This is a genomic window from Agrobacterium sp. T29 (genome assembly GCF_006970545.1).
Lineage (GTDB): Bacteria > Pseudomonadota > Alphaproteobacteria > Rhizobiales > Rhizobiaceae > Agrobacterium > Agrobacterium leguminum.
In genome coordinates this window covers 2,906,661-2,926,284 of sequence record NZ_CP040640.1, presented here as the reverse complement: position 1 = coordinate 2,926,284, position 19,624 = coordinate 2,906,661, and the positions used below count along the sequence as shown (strand labels likewise).

Below are 19,624 nucleotides of genomic sequence, written 5' to 3'. Positions count from 1 at the left end.
ATCTTGAACGTTCGTGCAAATTCGAAGGGATCGTGCAGGCGCCCTCCAGCGAAGGCATAGAACGCATCGAAGCGCGCTTTCATGGCAACGCCTATGCGCCGCACCGTCATGATACCTATGCGCTGGGTGTCACGCTTTCCGGCGTCCAGACCTTTTCCTATCGGGGGAAATCGCATTTCAGCACGCCCGGAAAGGTAATCGTGCTGCATCCGGACGAAGTTCACGATGGTGGTGCAGGTACCGATGAAGGCCTGCGCTACCGTATGCTTTATCTTCCGCCCGAAAAAACGACTGAGGCGGGATATAATGCGCTGCCCTTCGCCCAAAATCCCGTCATCGAGGATGAGGAATTCCGGCAATGCCTCATCGAGGCGCTTGGCAATCTGGAAGGCGAGCCGGACAATCTGCTTCTCACCGACTGGCAGTCGAGACTGGCGGATTTGCTCTGGAAACATTCAAACGGAAGCGCCAGAACAATCAAACGGATCGACCGTATCGCCGTTTTACGGTGTCGGGACTATCTGCTGGAGAATAGCGCCGACACCGTCGGCTCTGAAGAGCTGGAACGGATAAGCGGGCTCGACCGCTTCACGCTCTTTCGGCACTTTCGTTTCCTGTTCGGCACCAGCCCGCACCGTTATCTCATCATGCGCCGACTGCAAAAATGCAAGGACATGATGCGTGCGGGTGCGGGCCTTGCGGAAACGGCATTTGCCTGCGGTTTTGCGGATCAGGCGCATTTTACCCGACATTTCAAAAATGCCTTCGGCATGCCGCCTGGCCGCTGGCTCAACCTTGTTTCGCATTGATCATTCCGGAAACAGGATCGACCGGTGAGCCGCAGCACCCGCCATGGCGCCGTCTCCCACTGAAAGGGCGACCGAGCCGGCAGGCCTTGCCACATCGCCGCAGGCGAAGATGCCGCGAGCAGTGGTCTGTTTCATGGGATCTGTCACGATGGTCGATCCCATCGGCCCCTCCTCCACGGCGCAGCCAAGTTTTTCCAGCCAGTTCGAGGAGATACGCAATTTCGGCTGGGTGAAAAGGCCAGCCAATGCGATGCTGCGTCCATCCGCCAGAACGACATCCGCATGCCCCGTAATTTCCCGGATGCGGGTTGTTTCCACCCGCACGCCCCGGTCCGACAACAATGCCTGCTGATCCCCATCCGGCTCGAATACGCCATTGGTGAAAAAGGTCGTCTCGCCCCAGTCGGGCAGCATCAATGCGTGGTGAATGGCCAAAGATGAAGCGGCGATGACGCCGATCTTTTCCTGATTGAGCTCGTAACCATGGCAATAGGGGCAATGGAAGACCGAAGAGCCCCAACGCTCTTTCAGCCCGGCAATAGCAGGCAATTCATCGGTGACGCCCATGGCGAGTATCAGCCGGTCCGCTATCTCACGGCGGCTGCCATCGATCTCGACTACAAAATCGCCGAAGGAGCCTTCGGCATCGGTCGCCCTGCCCTCAGCCCAATCTATGGTCGGATAACGTTCGATCTGGCGGCGTGCCTCGGCGATAATCTCACCCGGCGCCTTGCCATCCTGGCCGAGAAAACCGTGCGAATGGCTGGCGAAACGGTTTCTCCGTTCACCGGCATCCACCACCAGAATGTTTTTTCTGGCGCGTCCAAGCTGCAGGGCGGCCGAGAGGCCGGCATAGCTGCCGCCGATAATGATGACGTCGAATTTCATGATGCACCCATCGGTTCAGGAAAGAGGCGGAAGTGCCCGTTCATTTCACGATACTTATATTGTTACGTGATTTTCGGAGTCAATAGTCACGCAACTTATATTGTTACGTCACATCGAAAGTGATAGCTTCGGTGTAAACAGACGGGTTTGGACAATGAGACACGACACGCGGCTTTCACGGGTGCTGCATATTCTGATCCATATGGAAAATCATAAGGGTGCGGCGACATCCGAGAGCATCGCGGCGATGCTTCAGACCAACCCGGTGGTGGTGCGCAGGACGATGGCCGGCTTGCGCGAGCATGGTTATGTCTCGTCGGAAAAAGGCCATGGCGGCGGGTGGGTGCTGGCGCGGCCGCTCAGCGAAATCACGCTGCTCGATATTTACCGGGCGCTTGGCGCGCCGGAACTGTTCTCAATCGGGCTGGCGGGCGACAACCCGAACTGCGTTATCGAACAGGCCGTCAATGCAGCACTTTTCGACGCCATGAAAGAGGCGGAGAACATTCTGCTGTCCCGTTTCGGAAGCATTGCCCTTTCGCAGCTGGCACAAGAATCCATCAGCCGTTGGTCCAGGGTTTCCAACCACCCTTCCGCGATGGAGCAGCTTTAAGGGGCGGGCAGCCGTCCTCCTCTCGCAAAGAAAAACCGCCTGCCCGGAGGCAGGCGGTTTTATCATATCAGTAGGCCCGTTACGGCTGGGTCTGCGTGCCGCCCGTATTCGGGCTTGCCGGTGCGGTGTTGTTCGCAGGCGGTGTTGCCGGAGCGGTCGGAGCCATGGGCGCCGGTGCCTGATCCGTTGCCGCAGGCGGCGTGGTGGAGGATGTCGTGGCCGGATCGGTGGTGGGGCCGCTCATCTGCGACCAGGCGAAAACGCCCACCAATACGACGACGATGATCGCCAACCACGGCACCCAGGACGACGACGTGCGGGCACGCGGTTCATTGCTGATATTGACTTCCGGACGAAGATCGCGGTCCGGACGCGGGTTGTTGGGATCGAATGTCATGGTGTTTCCTCCTCTTCATTCTGCGGAGAAAACGACGTTCACGGGATTTTGTTCCGATTCCTTCCAGAACGCTTACAACCGACAAGGTTCGGGCGCTTGCTGAAGCGCCTCCGCCAGCACCGTCATGACCTGCGGACCTGCCATTTGCGAGACATTGAAACGCATGAAACCGGAGGCGTTCTGCGAGGAACTGAACACATTGCCGGGGGCCAGCACCACCTGACGCGAAAGCGCCCGGCGCGCCACATCGGCGGCATCAACCCCGTCCGGCAGACGGCACCATAAAAACATGCCCGCCTGCGGTTCGATCCACGGCACACATCCGACCGACCTCAGACGCGCCGCCACCTCCGGCATCGTTGCCGCAAGACGCTGCCTCAGCGCCTCGACATGCTTGCGGTAACTGCCATCGGTCAAAAGCGAGAGGATCAGCGCCGCCGAAAAATGCGTTCCGCCAAAAGTGGTGGCGATCTTGAGATCGGTCAGGGCCTCCACCCAAGCCATGGGTGCCGCAATGAAACCGCACCGCGTGGAGGCCGACAGTGTTTTTGAAAAGCTGCCTATCTGGACGACGCGGTTCAGACCATCGAAGGCCGCCAGCCGGGGCGCGGCCTGGGTTTCGAAATCGGCAAAAATATCATCCTCGATGATGGTCAGCCCCACCTGCTCGGCGAGCATCAGCAGGCGATGCGCGGAAACGGCGGAAAGCCTTGCACCTGTCGGATTATGAATTGCGGAATTGGTGATATAGAGCCGGGGCTCATGGTCTTTCAGCGCCTGCTCGAAGAGTGCCAGATCCGGTCCGGTCGGCGTATAGGGAACACCGACGATCTTCACCCGATGAGCCCGCAAGAGGGCGTGGAAATTGAAGTAACACGGGTCGTCGACAATCACCGTATCCCCCGGTTGCAGCAGGAAACGGCACAGAAGATCGATCGCCTGCGTGCCGGAATCGGTGAGCATGATCTGGCTGGCGCCCGCCTGCACCCCGTGTTCGGCCAGCCGGCGTGACAGAAGCTGCCGGAGCGGCAGCAGCCCAATTGGGTTGCCATAATCCGTCAGCAGGGCGGCGTCGGCGCGGGCAAGCCCGCGCACCGCCCGCCTCAACGCCTCCTGCGGCATCCACGATGCGGGAAGCCAGCCGCAACCGGGTTTGGCGAGAACGGAACCTTCATCCAGCGCCTGCCGCGAGACCCATAAGGGATCCACGGCCCTGTCGAGCTGCGGCTCGATATCGGCGAGCGACAGGGGCGCAAGCGGGCCCGAAACGAAAAAACCGGAGCCGGGGCGCGAGCTTATCGTACCATCCGCCACGAGCCGGTCGTAGGCCTCGACAACGGTGGAGGTGGAAACCTGCATGGTCTTCGCCAGCGCCCTGACCGACGGCAGGCGCGCGCCCGGCACGAGGCTGCGCGATGCAATGCGTTGCCGCACACTTGCCATCACCTTTTCTATGCGCGTGCCCACGACAACCTGTACGTCCACATTTTCCTCCAACTGTACCGCTTGTGATACCATAACAGTTTGTTGAAATCGTATATGATTGTCGCTGTTCCTGCCAGCCATTCGGGATCAAGAAAGGCAAAACGCAGGAGTTGACAATGGACAAGACGACGAGCGGCTGGCTGAGCGGCCTGACAGGCGTGGTGATATTCAGCGGCTCGCTGCCCGCGACACGCATTGCGGTAACGGGTTTCGATCCGGTGTTCCTGACCGTCGCCCGCGCCAGCATTGCCGGCCTGCTGGCGTTGGCGCTGCTGTTTCTGTTCAGGCAAAGGCGCCCGGCGCGCGATGATCTGACATCGCTTTTCATCGTCTCGCTCGGTGTCGTGGTGGGCTTCCCGCTATTGACCGCACTCGCCCTGCGACATGTCACCTCGGCGCATTCCATCGTTTTCGTGGGGCTCTTGCCGCTCGCAACGGCAATCTTCGCCGTGCTGCGCGGCGGAGAACGCCCACGCCCGGTGTTCTGGCTCTTTTCCTGTCTTGGAAGCGCGCTTGTTGCAGGGTTTTCGCTGTCGAATTCGTTTGCCGCCGGGATCGAGGCCTCTCTTGCCGGCGATCTTCTGATGCTCGGCGCAATCATCGTCTGCGGGCTCGGCTATGCGGAAGGTGCTGCCCTTTCCCGTAAGCTGGGCGGCTGGCAGGTCATTTCCTGGGCACTGGTTCTTTCCCTGCCGGTAATGCTACCGCTTGCTTTCTTCACCGGGCCGGAAACGCTTGCCGGCATCGACCCGCAGGCCTGGGCTGGCCTTGCCTATGTTTCCCTGTTCAGCATGCTGATCGGCTTCATCTTCTGGTATCGCGGGCTGGCGCTTGGCGGCATCGCGGCCGTCGGCCAGCTGCAATTGCTTCAGCCCTTCTTCGGGCTCGCACTTGCCGCAACCCTGCTGCATGAGGAGGTGAGCCCGGCCATGATCGCCGTTACGCTTGTGGTGGTGCTCTGTGTTGCAGGCGCGCGGAAATTCGCGCGCTGACGGCTGCCATCGTCAGCTCGAACGGCGGTCCACCCAGCGATGCCATGCATCCTCACTGCCGTTGAAGACATTGAGATCGATGCGGCCATCGACGCCATGCGACAGACCAGAACCGGAATATTGCCAGAACAGCCACTTGCGGCCGGGATAAACCACCGACGGATGCTGGGCGACGGCGCGCAGCCAGAAGGGGTAATCCTGGAATTCGCCCTGGAGGTTGTCCTTGTAAAAATCGGGCGCCGTATAAATGATCGGCCGCTGGCCGTAATGGCGCTCGAGCTTGTCCATGAAGACGCGCATCTTTTCCAGAACGCGTTCGCGGGAATGGCGCATCTTGCAGCTCGATTCGCCGTTATATTCCACGTCGATAACCGGTGGCAGGGCGTCCGGGTCGCGCGGTACGTTACGAATGAACCAGTCCGCCTGTTCGCTGGCGTTGCGGCACCAGTAGAAGAAGTGGTAAGCGCCGCGGCGAATGCCCGCCTCCTTCGCGCGCTGCCAGTTGGTGCGGAACATCGGATCGAGATGATCGCCGCCATCCGTCGCCTTGATGAAGGCGAAATTGGCGCCGCGCGTGCGCAGCTGCGGCCAGTTTATATTGGCCTGCCAGCGGGATACATCCACCCCGTGGACCTGAAAATGACGCGGCTGGACCCTGCCGAAATTGATCGGCTTCGCATCGCTAAAGCTGGAGCGGAAAATACGCGAGCGTATCTGTGCACCGGCGCTCGCCGCCGGGGCCGCAGCCATGGCCAACTGTACCGGACGCTCCATCTGGTTGATCGTTGGCCGCTCCGCCGGCCGCACCATTCCGGCCGCCTGTGACGGAACCGGCAACCGGATTTCAGGCGCATTCTGCGTTAACGACGCCCTGGGGATGACAGCGGAAAAGGCCTTGGGTTCGTCAGGCACCGGCCCGCCCCATGCCAGAACTTCCTGCCGCGGCTGGGCGGCGATGGCCTGGGTACCGACGCCTGCCTGCGGTACCGGTGCGGATGGCGTGACCGAACTCGTCGTTTCCTTCGAGGGCAAGCCGGCCATCAGGCTTTCCGGCCCGGAACTGGACGTGCAGCCTCCAAGCAGGAAGCAACCGAAGAAAAGTGCTGGCACAGCCGATGAACGCATGAGAACCCGTACGCAAAACAAATCGGGGGCACTCTGATGCCGCCCGGAGACCTCGAAATACAAATGCTAACGGAAGATTATCAAAAAAGACTGAATCTTATCTTTACGTCGGCACCCGCCGATGCGCCCGTCATTTCTGGCAGGCGAAACGGTTCGAGTTCTCGCGCAGCGGCGCGGCTCAGGCTGTCATGGCGGTCAGATCGACAGTGTCGGCACCGGGGGAATTTCTCTTGATCGATTCGATCGCATGGATGGCCGAAGCCTTCGCCTTGTATCCTTCCGACGAGAACATTGTTTCCCCGTTGGATGCCTTGAAACGGAAACGATATTCGCCGGCCTTGTCCTGATAGATTTCGAATTTGTACATGATCTTTGCGCCTCCTTTCGCGCAGTAGTCCATCAGCCGCAACTCTGTTCGGCCTCGATCACTTTCGCAACGGAAAATCGCCGATCTCAATGAGCCGTACCCAGGCTCGAGCGATCTCCAGCCCGGCTGCATCGGCCATTTCTGCGCGTAAGCCACGGTGGTCACGATAATTCTCCAGCCAGCCCGGCGACATTCTTTCGACGGAAGCAGGAAACGCCTGACACCAGCCGTCAACCACGGCGGTCGAGGCCTCGAAATGGAATTGCGTGCCATAGACTGCCCGACCGATGCGAAAGGCCTGATTTCGTGTCGCGCCATTGGTCGCAAGCCGCGTGGCGTCCGGCGGAAGCGTAAATGTATCGCAATGCCACTGAAAAATCGGGAAGGTCTTTTCCAGCCCGGCCAATAGCGGATCGGACACGCCCTCTTCCGTCAGGGATATATCATGCCAGCCGAATTCCGGCGGCCCCGAGAGAATATTCTCTCCGCCATAGGCGCGCGCCAGCAACTGGCTGCCGAGGCACACACCCATGACCGCTTTACCAGCATCGCCAAAGGCTTTCATGAGAAGGGCGAGATCGGCAAGATAGGGATAAAGCGCATCGTCAAGCGCGTTCTGTTCGCCGCCCAGAACGACGAGCGCATCATGGTCGGCGGCATCCCTTGGGAGAGGCTCACCCGCATAGGCGCGGATGACATTGATTTCCGCCGCCGCTTCTTCCAGCGCTACGCCGAGCTGCCCGTGCGGCGTACCCGCCATGTTTTCTATGATTGCAACGCGCATAAAACCTCGTGGAGACGACGATGGATTCAACCGGCCAAGAGTGCCGATCGAATCCAGCTTCACCACGAGAAAAATCGATTTTCAAGAGCCCCGGCGTCGTCAGTGCGACAACAGGCGGATGACCTGACCTGATGCGCCTTAGAATTCACGCGCCAGCTTTGCGTCTGCGGAATGCCGGTTGCCGCCGCGAACGGCGAAGAACAGGAAAATCGCGGCCCACAGAATCGATTTTTCCGCACCGCCCAGACCTTCCGCCTTTACGATGCCGTGAAAATAAACGGTTACCAAAAGAACGATCATGGCCGCGAAGGATGCCGGCCGTGTGAACAGCCCGATGGCGACCAGAATTCCGCCGAAAAACTCCGTGGCGGCAAGCAGCGGCGACCAGAAAATGCCGGGATAAAAGCCGAGGCTCTCCACCATGCCGACCGCGCCGAAAGGATTGAGGATCTTGCCGAACCCATGGGTGACGAGGAGAAGCCCGGCCGTAACGCGCAGGATCGTCTCCACCAGATCGTGTGTCGCATTATAAAGCGGTGCGACCGCCGGAACGAAAAGACGCTGACGATTATTCTCGAACTGGGCCATAGGATCTCCACGTTTCAGCCTTCGACAGCTTCTCTGTTCGCAAAGCCGCATGATAAGAACAAGCGTACGCCCGGTAAAAACATGAGTATTATAGTTGACATTATCGTGAACATTATTGCCGCCGGGCGGTGAAGGAGACGTGAGGATGACCGAGACCAAACCCCGCATAACCATCCGCTATTGCACGCAATGCAACTGGCTGCTTCGGGCAGGCTGGATGGCGCAGGAAATCCTGCAGACCTTCGCTTCCGATGTCGGCGAAGTCAGCCTCGTTCCCTCAACCGGCGGTCTGTTCGAGATCACCGTGGACGGCACGACCATATGGGAACGCAAACGCGATGGCGGTTTTCCCGGCCCCAAAGAACTCAAACAGAGAATCCGTGACATCATCGACCCGGAGCGCGACCTCGGTCATGTGGACAGAACGAAGCATGAAGGGCTCGACACTTGACCCGGCGACATGTTTCAACAGCCCCAACCAAGTTTTTTCCCTTTAAAATCAATGATCGTCATAAAAGTTCAAAAAGCCTGTTGACACCGGGCGGCTGCCCTCGTACATCGCTCTCCGTCGCCCAGATGGCGGAATTGGTAGACGCGCCAGCTTCAGGTGCTGGTACTCGCAAGGGTGTGGAGGTTCGAGTCCTCTTCTGGGCACCATTCCATTTTTGATCTTAGCCAGATCAAGAACTTAGCCGAAAAAACAGCAACATATAGCCGACCGGTAAACGCCGGGAAGCGTGTTGCTTTTTCGCCTTTTCCACTTACAGAAAAGCTACGAACAGGCCGCTTCCGTTTTTGTCGGAAGGCCTGTTGTCCTGTCTGAAAATATGATCGACCTTGCCTGTTATGGCTGAGCGTCTTTATCGCCACTATTTTGCGAATGCTGTTCGCAATTCGGCGTACAGGACAGAACGGTCCGCTCCGTCTGCCGGAAAACACGCACCGTATTGCCCTCGTCGATGGAGACGAGAATGCGTTCATCCACGATTGGATTGCCATCGGCATCCAGAAGCACGAGATTGGTCGTGCCGAAACTGCGACCCGTCAAAACAATCGTGGTGGCATCGGCAACCGTGGCATCGGCGACTTTGGAGTTGCCGACGATAACCTTGCTGACGGCGCGGTCGAGACGAAGGACACGGGCGTGATTCATCGAAACGCGCAATATGTCATCTTCAGCAAAAGCGGGCTGCAGCGAACCCGATAGAAAGACGGACAAGCCGACCACAATTTTCGCCAGTTTTCCGGATGACACGCGTTTGGCCCTTGCTCACTACCCGCACTTTATTGCTCCACAGAATGCGCGGTTTTAGTGAATGAAGCGTTAAATGGCGGAAATCCGCAACGAGGATGGTAACCATTCGTAATGTATTGATATTTTCACGCCTCTCCGCCCCGCGTCAAAACTGAACAGCTGCGCCTCTTTCAAAGGAAACTTTGCCGAATGAGAGAAATGGTCAGTGCCTGAATATATTTGTTTATCAGCAAATATAAAAATGCAGACAATACTTTTCGTTTTTATTTACCAAGAGAAACTCATCCTGCCATTTACTTTGAGTTAATCGTTTTTTTTAAGCGCTTGGAAATCGCTCCGCTGTAGTTTGAACCCAACCGAACAACGGAGAACAGTTGTCGGCGTGCTGAACCAACACAGAGTTAGGAGAGACCCTATGACCAAGATTTTCGCTCGTTTCCTCAAGGATGAATCCGGTGCGACCGCTATCGAATACGGCCTGATTGCGGCCCTTATTTCTGTCGCCATCATCGGCGGCGCCAAGACCCTGGGTACGAGCCTCAGCGACCAGTTCACGAACCTGGGCAGCTACATGAACGTTGCGAAAAACCCAGGTTGAAACTGGATTTCATTGTGTTGCGCTGGCTGCCGTCGGCGCAACACAATCCGTAACCATAGGTAGATTTAAAAATCATGACAGTTGCGGCGATATTCCTTATACTTCCATTATGCCTCAGCTTCGCCGCGCTGAACGACCTCTTCACCATGACGATTCCCAACAGGATACCGCTCATCCTGTTATTTTCCTTTATAATCGTTGCACCAGTTTCAGGCATGGACTGGCAAACTTTTGCCCTTAGTTTTGCCGCTGGCACCGCAGTTTTTGCCGCCTGTTTTGCGCTCTTTGCCGCCAATGTCATGGGCGGGGGAGATGCGAAACTCTTGACCGCCGCGGCGATCTGGTATGGCTTCAACATCTCCGTCATCGAATTCCTGCTCGCAGTGACCTTTATCGGTGGTGCTTTGACGATCGGCATCCTTCTTTTGCGGACACGCTCAAGAGAAATTATGGCGGCCGGAATTCCGGTACCCGATTCCCTGCTTGTGGCAAAAAAAATCCCTTACGGTATCGGCATAGCGATAGCTGGTCTTCTAACCTATGGGGAAACACCACTTGTCAAGGCAGCCATTGCGAGCCTTTCTTGAGTAACCTTGAGCGTTAAGCATCGGTTAACTACAAATCCAAGCATAATATTAACCATAATTATACCAATCGCACGCCATCCTGACGGGAGAAGAATCTGATTCCCTCAAGGATCGAGCATGAAACCGTCGCGTATCGTCATTCTGTCCGTTGCTCTGGTGGCCGCCGGTCTTGCCGGTGTTGTCGCCATGCAAATTTCCGGCGCGAAGCAGGTCATCGAAAAAGCAGAAACGATCATCCAGAAGGAGCCGACGGTCAACGTTCTCGTTTCGTCGGTCAACCTGCCCGTCGGCAGCCGCCTGAACGACAGTTCCGTGCGCTGGACACCCTGGCCGCAGGGCAATGTGGTCGACAGTTTCATAACGGAAGCGAAAAGGCCCGACGCCATCACCGAACTCACCGGCGCGGTCGTGCGGCTACCTCTCTTCGAAGGTGAGCCTATCCGGCCGGAAAAAGTGGTCGATTCCAGCACGCGCATCATGTCCTCCCTTTTGCCGGCCGGAAAACGCGCCGTCGCCACCGAGATTTCCGTCTCGACAGGCGCAGGCGGTTTCGTACTGCCGAACGACCGGGTCGATGTGATCATGGTCCGCAAGGGCGATAACAACAACTTTCTGACCGAAAATGTTTTGAACAATGTTCGTGTCCTGGCGATCGATCAGCAGATCAAGGAAGGCGAGGATGGAACGTCAGCGGTTGTCGGCGCAACCGCTACACTCGAACTGACCCCGGAGCAGGCAAAGATCATAACGGTGGCGCAACAGATGGCGGATCGTCTCACACTCGCCTTGCGCTCCGTCGCCGATGCACAGGAAAATGACACGCTTTCGGCCGGCTATCTTCTCAATGGAGGTTCCGGACAACCGGAAATTCAGGTGATCAAATCCGGCTCGATCGTGAAAAGCGGTCAAGGAGCATCACAATGACCGGGGAGCTCATGACAAACCGTCTAAAACAACGCCTGCGTTCATCGATGGCGGGTGGGCTCGCATTCTGCCTGACCTTTTCAGGTGTTCCCGGCCAGCATTCCCCCGGGTTTCTGCGCGTCAGCGAAGCAGAGGCGCAAAGCGCGAGCGTCGTGCGGATTACCGAAAGCGGCGCTGGCACTCGCAAGCGCCTGAACCTAGGCTTGAACAAGGCGCTGGTTATCGACCTGCCAGAGGATGCTCACGACATTCTTGTTGCCGATCCAAGTCTTGCCGATGCCGTGACCCGCACATCAAGACGCATCTATCTCTTCGGTAAAACGGTGGGACAGACCAACATCTTCATCTTTGGTGAAAATGGCCGGGAAATCGTCAGCCTCGACCTGGAGGTCGAGCGCGACATCTCCGGGCTCGAGGCCAATATCCGCCGTTTCATTCCGGAGTCGGATATCAAGGTAGAAATCGTTTCGGACAACATCGTTCTTACGGGATCGGTGCGCACACCGCAGGACTCCGCCCGCGCCGTTCAACTTGCCGACGCTTTTCTAAAAGGCGGCGAGGCCACCACCCGCAATATATCATTGACGGGCGGCGACAATGGCGGCGATGCGGCGATTTTTGCCGAGCGCCGGCAGGTATCGCAAATCGTCAACATGCTGACGATCGAAGGTGAAGATCAGGTGACGTTGAAGGTCACCGTCGCCGAAGTCAGCAGGCAGGTTCTGAAGCAACTTGGCTTCAATGGCTCCATCAGCAGTTCGACAAGCAACAATGGTTTCGAATTCGCAAACCCTTCCAATCTCGGAAATACAATCGACACTGCATCCAGGATCGCCAGCGGTGCAATAGGCTCCGGCTCACTCAGGTTCGCCTCCTATCTCAATGCCATGGAGCAGGCAGGTGTTATGCGCACTTTGGCAGAACCGAGCCTGACGGCAATTTCTGGCGAACAGGCGAAATTTTACGTCGGGGGAGATTTCCGGATCGCCGCGGAACAGGACGTTTCGCTCGACAAGGATACGAATACCACGGTCGTCAAACGTGAGGTGGAAACGGTCGACTACGGCATTACGCTGAACTTCAAGCCTGTAGTCCTTTCACCCGGAAGAATAAGTCTCAAGATCGAGACCAACGTGTCCGAACCGACTTATGAAGGTAATGTCGTCACCGGAAACTACGGGCGAGGCATTCCAGGTTCGACCTACATGTCCGTCCGCAAGCGTGAAACATCCACAACGGTCGAGCTTCCCTCTGGCGGTTCGATCGTGATCGCAGGTCTCGTTCAGGACAATATCCGCCAGGCAATGTCCGGCCTTCCGGGCATGTCGAAAATACCGATTTTCGGCACGCTTTTTCGCAGCAAGGACTTCCTGCGCAACGAAACGGAACTGGTCATCATTGCAACGCCCTATCTGGTCCGGCCCGTTGCCCGCAATCAGATCGCCCGGCCAGACGATAACTTCAATCCGGAAAACGACGCCGCCATGTATTTCATGAACCGCGTCAACAAGGTCTATGGCCGCAAGGATCAGGTTCAGGCGGCGCCCTATCAGGGGTCAGTGGGGTTCATCTACAAATGACGACACGCACACAAAATCCCCTCTTCACAGCAAGCCCGGTCAGGGCAGGAAACGTCATGAAGGAACCCTATTCCTCCTTTTCCCCCTACCTTTCCGGAAGACGGACCGGCCTCGTCGTCGTTGCCGCGCTTGCCGCTGGCCTTTTGCAGGGCTGCGCACGCGACCCGATGACCACCAACGCCATTCCTGACGATTATCGCACACGCCACCCGATTACCCTGTCGGAAGCGGAGCATTCGCTGGATATTCCGGTCTCGGCCAGCGACAGCCGGCTGACCACAGCGATGGCGGATAATGTCCGCGGTTTTGCCCAGAATTATGCGTCTATGTCGACCGGGATCATCAATATTCAGACCCCGTCGGGATCGGCCAATTCGGCGGCCGCATCGCGAATGGCAAAACAGATCCGCTCGACGCTTTCCGGCGCGGGTGTAGCGCCGGGCAAGATCATGGAGACACGTTATGCCGCTTCCCCGAATGGCGACACCTCCCCCATCCGCCTGAGCTATGTCGCCGTTACCGCCATGACCGGTCAGTGCGGCCAATGGCCCGAGGATCTCTCGGACAATACCTTCGCCAACAAGAACTGGTACAATTTCGGGTGCGCTTCCCAAAGCAATCTCGCGGCGCAGATTGCCAATCCCATGGATCTGGTCGGCCCGCGCGGTATGAGCCCGATCGATGCCGAGCGCCGAGCGGTCGTCATCGACACCTATCGCGGCAAGACTTCGACCGCGGCAACAGATTGATGCAGACCCAACATTTGTCACGGCAGGAAAGACGATGAGCGCTGTAGAATACGATATCAAGCCTAGCGACGGCGCAGAAGCCGAACCGTCGGTGCGCGCTTCGGATATGGATCGCCTGCGCCCCCTGCCCCGTATTTCCGTTCACGCTTTCTGCGTCAGCGACAATATGCAAGGCGTCATGGACGCATTGTCCAGCGACCGGCGCATGAGCAAGGTCACCCTTCGGGTGACCAAGGGTGATATCAATGCGGCAGCCACGATGTTTTCGACGTCGCCCACGCCCAATCTCATCGTTCTCGAGACAGCAAGCTCAACCGCCTCGCTGCTGGACGATCTCGCGCCCCTGGCAGAAGTTTGCGATCCCTCCACGCGTGTCATCATCGTCGGCCGACACAACGACATAACGCTTTATCGCGATCTCATCCGCAACGGCATTTCCGAATATCTCGTCGCTCCGATCAATATGGCCGATCTCCTGGCCTCTATCGCCGCGATCTTCGTCGATCCGGAAGCGGAGCCGCTGGGCCGCAACATCGCCTTCATTGGCGCCAAGGGCGGCGTAGGTTCATCGACCATCGCGCATAATTGCGCCTTCGGCATTTCAAGTCTTTTCTCCACGGAAACCATTCTGGCGGATATGGACCTTGCCTATGGAACGGCGAATATCGATTTCGATCAGGACCCTGCCCAAGGCATGGCTGAAGCGGTCTTTTCGCCGGAGCGGCTGGACGAGGTATTTCTCGACCGTCTTTTGACGAAATGTTCCGATCATCTGTCGCTTTTGGCGGCACCGTCTCTTCTCGACAGAACCTATGATCTCGATCGTCAGGCCTTTCTGCCGATCCTCGAGGTTTTGCAGCGCAGTGCCCCGGTTGCGGTTCTCGATCTTCCCCACCAATGGTGCGACTGGACGCGGGCAGTCCTTTCGGAAGCCGATGAGGTGGTCATAACGGCCGTTCCCGATCTGGCAAATCTGCGCAATACGAAGAACCTCTTCGACGCACTGATCAAGCTGAGACCCAACGATAAATTGCCGCATCTCGTTCTCAATCAGGTCGGCATGCCCAAGCGTCCGGAAATCGCGCCGGCGGATTTCCTTGAGCCGCTGGAAATCGAGCCGATCGCGATCATTCCGTTCGACGCACAATTGTTCGGAAATGCCGCCAATAGCGGCCGTATGATCAGCGAGATGGATGAAAAATCCCAGACGGCGGAAACCTTTTCGCAAATCGCCCATACCATCACAGGCCGCTCCGTGCTGCGCAAAAGCAGGCGTGGCGGTCTGGAAAAACTGAAGAATATTCTCAAGCGCAAGTAGGTCTTCTGCCTGCGTCCTTAGACGGAAACGCCGATGTTCGGAAAACGCGGGCCTGAAGGCCCAGCCAGAAGCACGAAGCCGGATCATGCTGCACCTGTGTCCACGCAGGTGATGACAGCGCCTGAGCCTCGTTCTGCTGCAATTGACACTCTTGAACCCGGCCAATCACCAGTGGTGCGCCAGGCGGCAACGAGCGCACCGCCCGCGCAGAGAAAACGCGCCCGCACGGAAGATTACTACAATACCAAGAGCCAGGTATTTTCCGCGCTTATCGATACGATCGACCTTTCGCAGCTCGCCAAACTCGACGCGGAGAGCGCGCGCGAGGAAATTCGCGATATCGTCAACGACATTATCACGATCAAGAACTTCGCCATGTCGATTGCCGAGCAGGAAGAGCTGCTCGAAGATATCTGCAACGACGTTCTTGGTTACGGGCCGCTGGAGCCGCTTCTCGCACGCGACGACATTGCCGATATCATGGTCAACGGTTCCGGCCAGACCTTCATCGAAGTCGGCGGTAAAACCATCGAATCCGATATCCGCTTTCGTGACAATGCGCAGTTGCTTTCCATCTGCCAGCGCATCGTCAGCCAGGTCGGCCGACGCGTGGATGAGTCGAGCCCGATATGCGACGCGCGCCTGCCGGACGGATCGCGCGTCAACGTCATCGCTCCGCCGCTTGCCATCGACGGCCCGGCGCTGACGATCCGAAAATTCAAGAAGGACAAGCTGACACTCGACCAGCTCGTACGTTTCGGAGCGATCACGCCGGAAGGCGCAACATTGCTCAAGATTATCGGTCGCGTCCGCTGCAATGTCGTCATCTCGGGCGGCACCGGCTCGGGTAAGACGACGCTTCTCAACTGCCTGACGAGCTTCATCGACAGGGATGAACGCGTTATCACCTGCGAAGACACCGCCGAACTTCAGCTGCAGCAGCCGCATGTGGTGAGGCTCGAAACACGTCCGCCCAATATCGAAGGGGAAGGCGAGATCACCATGCGCGATCTGGTCAAGAACTGCCTTCGCATGCGGCCCGAACGCATCATCGTCGGCGAAGTGCGCGGACCGGAAGTTTTCGACCTTCTCCAGGCCATGAACACCGGTCACGACGGTTCGATGGGAACACTTCACGCCAATACGCCACGCGAATGCCTCAGCCGTATCGAATCGATGATCGCCATGGGCGGCTTCACCCTGCCGGCCAAGACCGTGCGTGAAATCATTTCGGGATCGATCGATGTCGTCATTCAGGCGGCGCGTCTGCGTGACGGCTCGCGCCGGATAACGCAGATTACGGAAGTGATCGGCATGGAAGGCGATGTCATCGTCACCCAGGATCTGATGCGATACGAAATCGAAGGCGAAGATGCGAATGGCAAGCTGATCGGCAGGCACGTATCGACCGGCATCAGCAAGCCCAATTTCTGGGATCGTGCACGCTATTACGGCGAAGAGAAACGTCTGGCGGCCGCGCTCGATGAAATGGAAAAGACATCCTAAGGGAAAGCGACTGCCATGGACCCGACAATAGTGTTACTGGCCGTACTTGTCGCCATCTCGGCAGGAGCACTCGCCTACGTCTTTCTTTTCCAGCAGATAGAGGTCGAGAAAAAGACCACAAGCCGTTTCAAGCGGGTGCAGGCCGCAGAGACGGATCACGTAAATATCAAAGCTGCACGCGATCGGGTCCAGGAACTCAGCAAGCGCCGCAAATCCATGCAGGACAGCCTGCGGGATATGGAAAAAAAACAAAATGAAAAGGCGAAAAAAGCAAAAAATGTGAGCCTGCGCGACAAACTCGTACAGGCTGGGCTGGCAATTTCCGTTCGGCAATTCCACCTTCTAAGCGTCGGCGCGGCGGCTTGCGCCGCTTTTATTGCACTTATCTATGGTCTGTCGTTATTGACCGCTCTCCTCATAGCAGCCGTTGCGGCCTTGGGATTGCCACGCTGGGTATTGGCATTTCTCCTCAAGCGCCGGCAAAAAAAATTCCTCGAGGAGTTCCCCAATGCGCTTGATGTCATGTGCCGCTCGATCAAGTCGGGTTTGCCGCTGAACGACGCGGTACGCCTGATCGCCTCGGACGGCCAGGAACCGGTGAAAACGGAGTTTCAGCGGGTTGTCGATGCGCAGCAGGTGGGTATCGGAATCCCACAGGGTATCGAGCGCATGATGCTGACCATGCCGCTTTTCGAAGTCAGCTTCTTCAGCACCGTCATCAATATCCAGGCACAGGCAGGTGGTAATCTTTCGGAGGCATTGTCCAACCTTTCAAGGGTATTACGCGACCGAAGAAAAATGCGCGCCAAAGTGAATGCCCTGTCCATGGAAGCGAAAGCATCTGCCGTCATTATCGGCGCATTGCCTTTTATTGTTATGGTGCTGGTGCACTTCACGTCGCCGGACTATCTCTCGGTGCTTTTCACCGATGTGCGGGGCCACATCATTCTGGGCGCATCCGGACTATGGATGCTCATCGGGATTTTCATCATGCGCCAAATGATCAATTTCGATATCTGAGGGGCGACTATGACAGCAAATCTGCTTTCTCGTCTGACAGACCCGCAGACGATTATCGCCATCCTCGTCACACTGGCGGTTTTCGCGACCCTCTATACGCTGATCATGCCTTTTTTCGAACGGAAAGACTTCGCCAAGCGCATGAAAGCCGTATCGTCAGAGCGGGAACTCATTCGCAGCCGCGAGCGCGAGCGTCTGGCGACCGCGACCAGAGAGGGTAAAACCTCCCTTCGCAGCAATAACAACAAATCCGCACGGCGCATCGTTGAAAAATTCAATCTTCGCGAAGCGCTCGCCGACAAGAACACGATGAACAAGCTGCGCGCCGCCGGTTTCCGTTCACAGAATGCGCTCAATACATTTCTTGCTGCCCGGTTCGTCTTGCCGTTCATTTTCCTGGCCGTGGCATTCACCTGGGTTTTCATTCTCGGAAACCTGGCTGATCAGGCTTTTGTCGTTCGGCTGATGGCGGTGCTTCTCTTCGGCTATGTCGGCTTTTACGCCCCCAATATCTATGTTTCGAACCGCATGACCAAGCGACAGGCCTCGATCAAGCGGGCATGGCCGGATGCACTTGACCTGATGCTGATCTGCATCGAATCCGGCGTATCGATGGAAGCAGCCATGCGCCGCGTGGCGGAAGAGATGGGTGAACAGTCGCCTGAACTGGCGGAAGAAATGATCCTAACGACAGCGGAACTATCCTTCCTGCAGGACAGGCGCATGGCCCTTGAGAATTTCGGTATGCGCACCCAGCTGGAAGGCGTTAAAAGCGTGGTGCAGGCCCTTATCCAGGCGGAGCGGTACGGCACTCCGCTTGCCCAGGCCCTGCGTGTTCTCGCGCAGGAAGGCCGGGACGAGCGAATGAATGAAGCCGAGAAAAAGGCGGCTGCTTTGCCGCCGAAACTGACCGTGCCGATGATCCTGTTTTTTCTGCCGGTACTCATCGCCGTCATTCTTGGGCCGGCCGGCCTTCGAGTCATGGATACGTTCTGACGAAGACACGCGCCGGCAGGTCGAGCGGAACAGAAGCCATAATGTTGCAGGATCGCACCGGTACAACCGAAAGCGGTATCAACCAGCCGGCTTGCCGTCCTTCTTCGCCAGTTGCTGCCAGGAGTTCTGCTGCGAAAGCATGGCACGCAGATAGGTGAGGTTTGCCTGCGCCTGCTGTGGCGAGAGTTCCTGAACCGCGATGCGCTCGGCTTCGGCAAAGCGGCCCTGTAGACCGACCACGAGCGCAAGGTTCTGGCGAACGCGGCTATCGGCGCCCGGCTGGGCGATGGCGGATTGCAGATATGTTTCGGCAGTGCGCGGATCGCTCGACAGGACATAGGACATGCCGAGGTTGGACAATACGCTCGGGTCGTTCGGCTTCAGGTCAAGCGCCTGCCTGTAGCGGGAACGTGCCTCGTTCGAGCGTCCCAGCTGATCGAGCACGGCGCCCTCGGCGGAATAAAGCCGCCAGTCGGGCCGGTCCGGCGTCTGTGCCCGCTGGATGGTCGAAAGCGCCTGCTCCAGCTGGCCGGCGGCGGCCTGCGATTTGCCATAAGCGGCAAGGACATCGCGGTCGGCTGGATTGGCGATGGCGATCTGCTGCATGACGGCGAGAGCCTGTGTGTTCTTGCCGGTCATCATCAGCACGCTGGCATAATTCATGCCGACCGATTTGTCCTTGGGGCTGCGCTCATAGGCTTTGCCCGCGCTCTCCTCCGCCTGCCGAAGCTGCTCCATGTTCATGTGATCATAGGAGCGTGTGGCGGCGGGAATGGAGCCGGTGGACATGCGATCGGGCTTGTTGGTGCTAGCGCATCCTGAAACCGCAAGAACCAATGCGGCAAGACACGCTCCCCGCAGCAACCCTGTCCGGCCTGTCTCGCCCAAAGAAAATGCAGTCATGGCAGCGCCCCCGCCCAAGAATGATCAATCTTGCGCCCGACACACGACAGACTCACATGACGCAACTTTCGCTTAAGCAATAATCTGTTAACCCTAACAGAGCGTTAATCGCACCGATTCTCGACATTTACGGAAGCATA

22 protein-coding genes and 1 tRNA gene are annotated in these 19,624 nt (G+C 57.6%); 14 read left to right on the top strand and 9 right to left on the bottom strand.

Features of this window, described 5'->3' with window-relative positions:
* Positions 1-32: 32 nt before the first annotated feature.
* Positions 33-809, top strand: coding sequence for an AraC family transcriptional regulator (locus tag FGF54_RS14560; RefSeq protein WP_059759147.1), 777 nt, complete (start codon positions 33-35; stop codon positions 807-809).
* Here FGF54_RS14560 and FGF54_RS14555 read toward each other — a convergent pair whose 3' ends face one another.
* Positions 810-1,697, bottom strand: coding sequence for an NAD(P)/FAD-dependent oxidoreductase (locus FGF54_RS14555; protein ID WP_142780030.1), 888 nt, complete (start codon positions 1,695-1,697; stop codon positions 810-812). It abuts the gene before it with no gap.
* Between the two features lie 154 nt (positions 1,698-1,851).
* Here FGF54_RS14555 and FGF54_RS14550 point away from each other — a divergent pair, with 154 nt between their 5' ends.
* Positions 1,852-2,310, top strand: coding sequence for an Rrf2 family transcriptional regulator (locus tag FGF54_RS14550; protein ID WP_020808452.1), 459 nt, complete (start codon positions 1,852-1,854; stop codon positions 2,308-2,310).
* 79 nt (positions 2,311-2,389) lie between these two features.
* On the opposite strand, the gene FGF54_RS14545 is transcribed toward FGF54_RS14550, so the two are convergent.
* The gene (locus FGF54_RS14545) at positions 2,390-2,707 is read right to left on the bottom strand and encodes a hypothetical protein (RefSeq protein WP_003524488.1); all 318 of its coding nucleotides are present in this window, start codon (positions 2,705-2,707) and stop codon (positions 2,390-2,392) included.
* Between the two features lie 72 nt (positions 2,708-2,779).
* Positions 2,780-4,192 (bottom strand): PLP-dependent aminotransferase family protein, encoded by a 1,413-nt coding sequence (locus FGF54_RS14540; RefSeq protein ID WP_210247422.1) that lies wholly within the window; start codon positions 4,190-4,192, stop codon positions 2,780-2,782.
* A gap of 116 nt (positions 4,193-4,308) precedes the next feature.
* Between FGF54_RS14540 and FGF54_RS14535 the strand changes: the two genes are divergently transcribed.
* Positions 4,309-5,184: a DMT family transporter gene (locus tag FGF54_RS14535; RefSeq protein ID WP_142780028.1), complete on the top strand. Its 876-nt coding sequence runs from the start codon at positions 4,309-4,311 to the stop codon at positions 5,182-5,184.
* 12 nt (positions 5,185-5,196) lie between these two features.
* On the opposite strand, the gene FGF54_RS14530 is transcribed toward FGF54_RS14535, so the two are convergent.
* The 4 genes from FGF54_RS14530 to FGF54_RS14515 form a co-directional block, all read right to left on the bottom strand.
* Positions 5,197-6,309: a GH25 family lysozyme gene (locus tag FGF54_RS14530; protein WP_142780027.1), complete on the bottom strand. Its 1,113-nt coding sequence runs from the start codon at positions 6,307-6,309 to the stop codon at positions 5,197-5,199.
* Between the two features lie 178 nt (positions 6,310-6,487).
* Positions 6,488-6,676, bottom strand: a complete 189-nt coding sequence (locus FGF54_RS14525) for a YegP family protein (RefSeq protein ID WP_059759498.1) — start codon at positions 6,674-6,676, stop codon at positions 6,488-6,490.
* Positions 6,677-6,734: 58 nt separating this feature from the next.
* Positions 6,735-7,460, bottom strand: a complete 726-nt coding sequence (locus FGF54_RS14520; protein WP_168208109.1) for a type 1 glutamine amidotransferase — start codon at positions 7,458-7,460, stop codon at positions 6,735-6,737.
* A gap of 138 nt (positions 7,461-7,598) precedes the next feature.
* Complete coding sequence (locus FGF54_RS14515; protein ID WP_142780026.1) at positions 7,599-8,048, bottom strand: DoxX family protein; 450 nt, start codon at positions 8,046-8,048, stop codon at positions 7,599-7,601.
* Between the two features lie 145 nt (positions 8,049-8,193).
* Here FGF54_RS14515 and FGF54_RS14510 point away from each other — a divergent pair, with 145 nt between their 5' ends.
* On the top strand, positions 8,194-8,499 hold the full coding sequence (locus FGF54_RS14510; protein ID WP_003524477.1) for a SelT/SelW/SelH family protein: 306 nt from the start codon (positions 8,194-8,196) through the stop codon (positions 8,497-8,499).
* Between the two features lie 119 nt (positions 8,500-8,618).
* A tRNA-Leu gene (locus FGF54_RS14505) sits at positions 8,619-8,705 on the top strand.
* A gap of 187 nt (positions 8,706-8,892) precedes the next feature.
* Here FGF54_RS14505 and FGF54_RS14500 read toward each other — a convergent pair.
* Positions 8,893-9,303 carry a pilus assembly protein N-terminal domain-containing protein gene (locus tag FGF54_RS14500; protein ID WP_020812471.1) on the bottom strand — a complete coding sequence of 137 codons (411 nt, stop codon included), beginning with the start codon at positions 9,301-9,303 and terminating at the stop codon, positions 8,893-8,895.
* 415 nt (positions 9,304-9,718) lie between these two features.
* Here FGF54_RS14500 and FGF54_RS14490 point away from each other — a divergent pair, with 415 nt between their 5' ends.
* The 9 genes from FGF54_RS14490 (at position 9,719) to FGF54_RS14450 (ending at position 18,581) form a co-directional block, all read left to right on the top strand.
* Positions 9,719-9,901: a Flp family type IVb pilin gene (locus FGF54_RS14490; protein WP_142780025.1), complete on the top strand. Its 183-nt coding sequence runs from the start codon at positions 9,719-9,721 to the stop codon at positions 9,899-9,901.
* A gap of 74 nt (positions 9,902-9,975) precedes the next feature.
* Positions 9,976-10,488, top strand: a complete 513-nt coding sequence (locus FGF54_RS14485; protein ID WP_142780024.1) for a prepilin peptidase — start codon at positions 9,976-9,978, stop codon at positions 10,486-10,488.
* Positions 10,489-10,605: 117 nt separating this feature from the next.
* Positions 10,606-11,412 (top strand): Flp pilus assembly protein CpaB, encoded by an 807-nt coding sequence (gene cpaB / locus FGF54_RS14480; protein ID WP_127756704.1) that lies wholly within the window; start codon positions 10,606-10,608, stop codon positions 11,410-11,412.
* Positions 11,413-11,423: 11 nt separating this feature from the next.
* Entirely contained in the window at positions 11,424-12,992 is a 1,569-nt protein-coding gene (locus FGF54_RS14475; protein WP_371733898.1) for a type II and III secretion system protein family protein, read from the top strand.
* Between the two features lie 56 nt (positions 12,993-13,048).
* The gene (locus FGF54_RS14470) at positions 13,049-13,741 is read left to right on the top strand and encodes a CpaD family pilus assembly protein (protein WP_142780022.1); all 693 of its coding nucleotides are present in this window, start codon (positions 13,049-13,051) and stop codon (positions 13,739-13,741) included.
* A gap of 34 nt (positions 13,742-13,775) precedes the next feature.
* Complete coding sequence (locus tag FGF54_RS14465) at positions 13,776-15,059, top strand: CpaE family protein (RefSeq protein WP_142780021.1); 1,284 nt, start codon at positions 13,776-13,778, stop codon at positions 15,057-15,059.
* A gap of 33 nt (positions 15,060-15,092) precedes the next feature.
* Positions 15,093-16,565 carry a CpaF family protein gene (locus tag FGF54_RS14460; protein ID WP_080852822.1) on the top strand — a complete coding sequence of 491 codons (1,473 nt, stop codon included), beginning with the start codon at positions 15,093-15,095 and terminating at the stop codon, positions 16,563-16,565.
* A gap of 15 nt (positions 16,566-16,580) precedes the next feature.
* Entirely contained in the window at positions 16,581-17,585 is a 1,005-nt protein-coding gene (locus FGF54_RS14455) for a type II secretion system F family protein (RefSeq protein ID WP_142780020.1), read from the top strand.
* Between the two features lie 9 nt (positions 17,586-17,594).
* Positions 17,595-18,581 (top strand): type II secretion system F family protein, encoded by a 987-nt coding sequence (locus tag FGF54_RS14450; RefSeq protein ID WP_080852824.1) that lies wholly within the window; start codon positions 17,595-17,597, stop codon positions 18,579-18,581.
* Between the two features lie 78 nt (positions 18,582-18,659).
* Here FGF54_RS14450 and FGF54_RS14445 read toward each other — a convergent pair whose 3' ends face one another.
* The gene (locus FGF54_RS14445; protein WP_035240392.1) at positions 18,660-19,484 is read right to left on the bottom strand and encodes a tetratricopeptide repeat protein; all 825 of its coding nucleotides are present in this window, start codon (positions 19,482-19,484) and stop codon (positions 18,660-18,662) included.
* Positions 19,485-19,624 lie beyond the last annotated feature (140 nt).

Excerpts from the sequence above, each read along its gene's own strand:
- FGF54_RS14555 (WP_142780030.1), bottom strand. The coding sequence starts at position 1,697 with ATGAAATTCGACGTCATCATTATCGGCGGCAGCTATGCCGGCCTCTCG.
- FGF54_RS14550 (WP_020808452.1), top strand. The coding sequence starts at position 1,852 with ATGAGACACGACACGCGGCTTTCACGGGTGCTGCATATTCTGATCCAT.
- FGF54_RS14545 (WP_003524488.1), bottom strand. The coding sequence starts at position 2,707 with ATGACATTCGATCCCAACAACCCGCGTCCGGACCGCGATCTTCGTCCG.
- FGF54_RS14535 (WP_142780028.1), top strand. The coding sequence starts at position 4,309 with ATGGACAAGACGACGAGCGGCTGGCTGAGCGGCCTGACAGGCGTGGTG.
- FGF54_RS14530 (WP_142780027.1), bottom strand. The coding sequence starts at position 6,309 with ATGCGTTCATCGGCTGTGCCAGCACTTTTCTTCGGTTGCTTCCTGCTT.
- FGF54_RS14525 (WP_059759498.1), bottom strand. The coding sequence starts at position 6,676 with ATGTACAAATTCGAAATCTATCAGGACAAGGCCGGCGAATATCGTTTC.
- FGF54_RS14520 (WP_168208109.1), bottom strand. The coding sequence starts at position 7,460 with ATGCGCGTTGCAATCATAGAAAACATGGCGGGTACGCCGCACGGGCAG.
- FGF54_RS14515 (WP_142780026.1), bottom strand. The coding sequence starts at position 8,048 with ATGGCCCAGTTCGAGAATAATCGTCAGCGTCTTTTCGTTCCGGCGGTC.
- FGF54_RS14510 (WP_003524477.1), top strand. The coding sequence starts at position 8,194 with ATGACCGAGACCAAACCCCGCATAACCATCCGCTATTGCACGCAATGC.
- FGF54_RS14490 (WP_142780025.1), top strand. The coding sequence starts at position 9,719 with ATGACCAAGATTTTCGCTCGTTTCCTCAAGGATGAATCCGGTGCGACC.
- FGF54_RS14485 (WP_142780024.1), top strand. The coding sequence starts at position 9,976 with ATGACAGTTGCGGCGATATTCCTTATACTTCCATTATGCCTCAGCTTC.
- cpaB (WP_127756704.1), top strand. The coding sequence starts at position 10,606 with ATGAAACCGTCGCGTATCGTCATTCTGTCCGTTGCTCTGGTGGCCGCC.
- FGF54_RS14475 (WP_371733898.1), top strand. The coding sequence starts at position 11,424 with ATGACAAACCGTCTAAAACAACGCCTGCGTTCATCGATGGCGGGTGGG.
- FGF54_RS14470 (WP_142780022.1), top strand. The coding sequence starts at position 13,049 with ATGAAGGAACCCTATTCCTCCTTTTCCCCCTACCTTTCCGGAAGACGG.
- FGF54_RS14465 (WP_142780021.1), top strand. The coding sequence starts at position 13,776 with ATGAGCGCTGTAGAATACGATATCAAGCCTAGCGACGGCGCAGAAGCC.
- FGF54_RS14460 (WP_080852822.1), top strand. The coding sequence starts at position 15,093 with ATGTTCGGAAAACGCGGGCCTGAAGGCCCAGCCAGAAGCACGAAGCCG.
- FGF54_RS14455 (WP_142780020.1), top strand. The coding sequence starts at position 16,581 with ATGGACCCGACAATAGTGTTACTGGCCGTACTTGTCGCCATCTCGGCA.
- FGF54_RS14450 (WP_080852824.1), top strand. The coding sequence starts at position 17,595 with ATGACAGCAAATCTGCTTTCTCGTCTGACAGACCCGCAGACGATTATC.
- FGF54_RS14445 (WP_035240392.1), bottom strand. The coding sequence starts at position 19,484 with ATGACTGCATTTTCTTTGGGCGAGACAGGCCGGACAGGGTTGCTGCGG.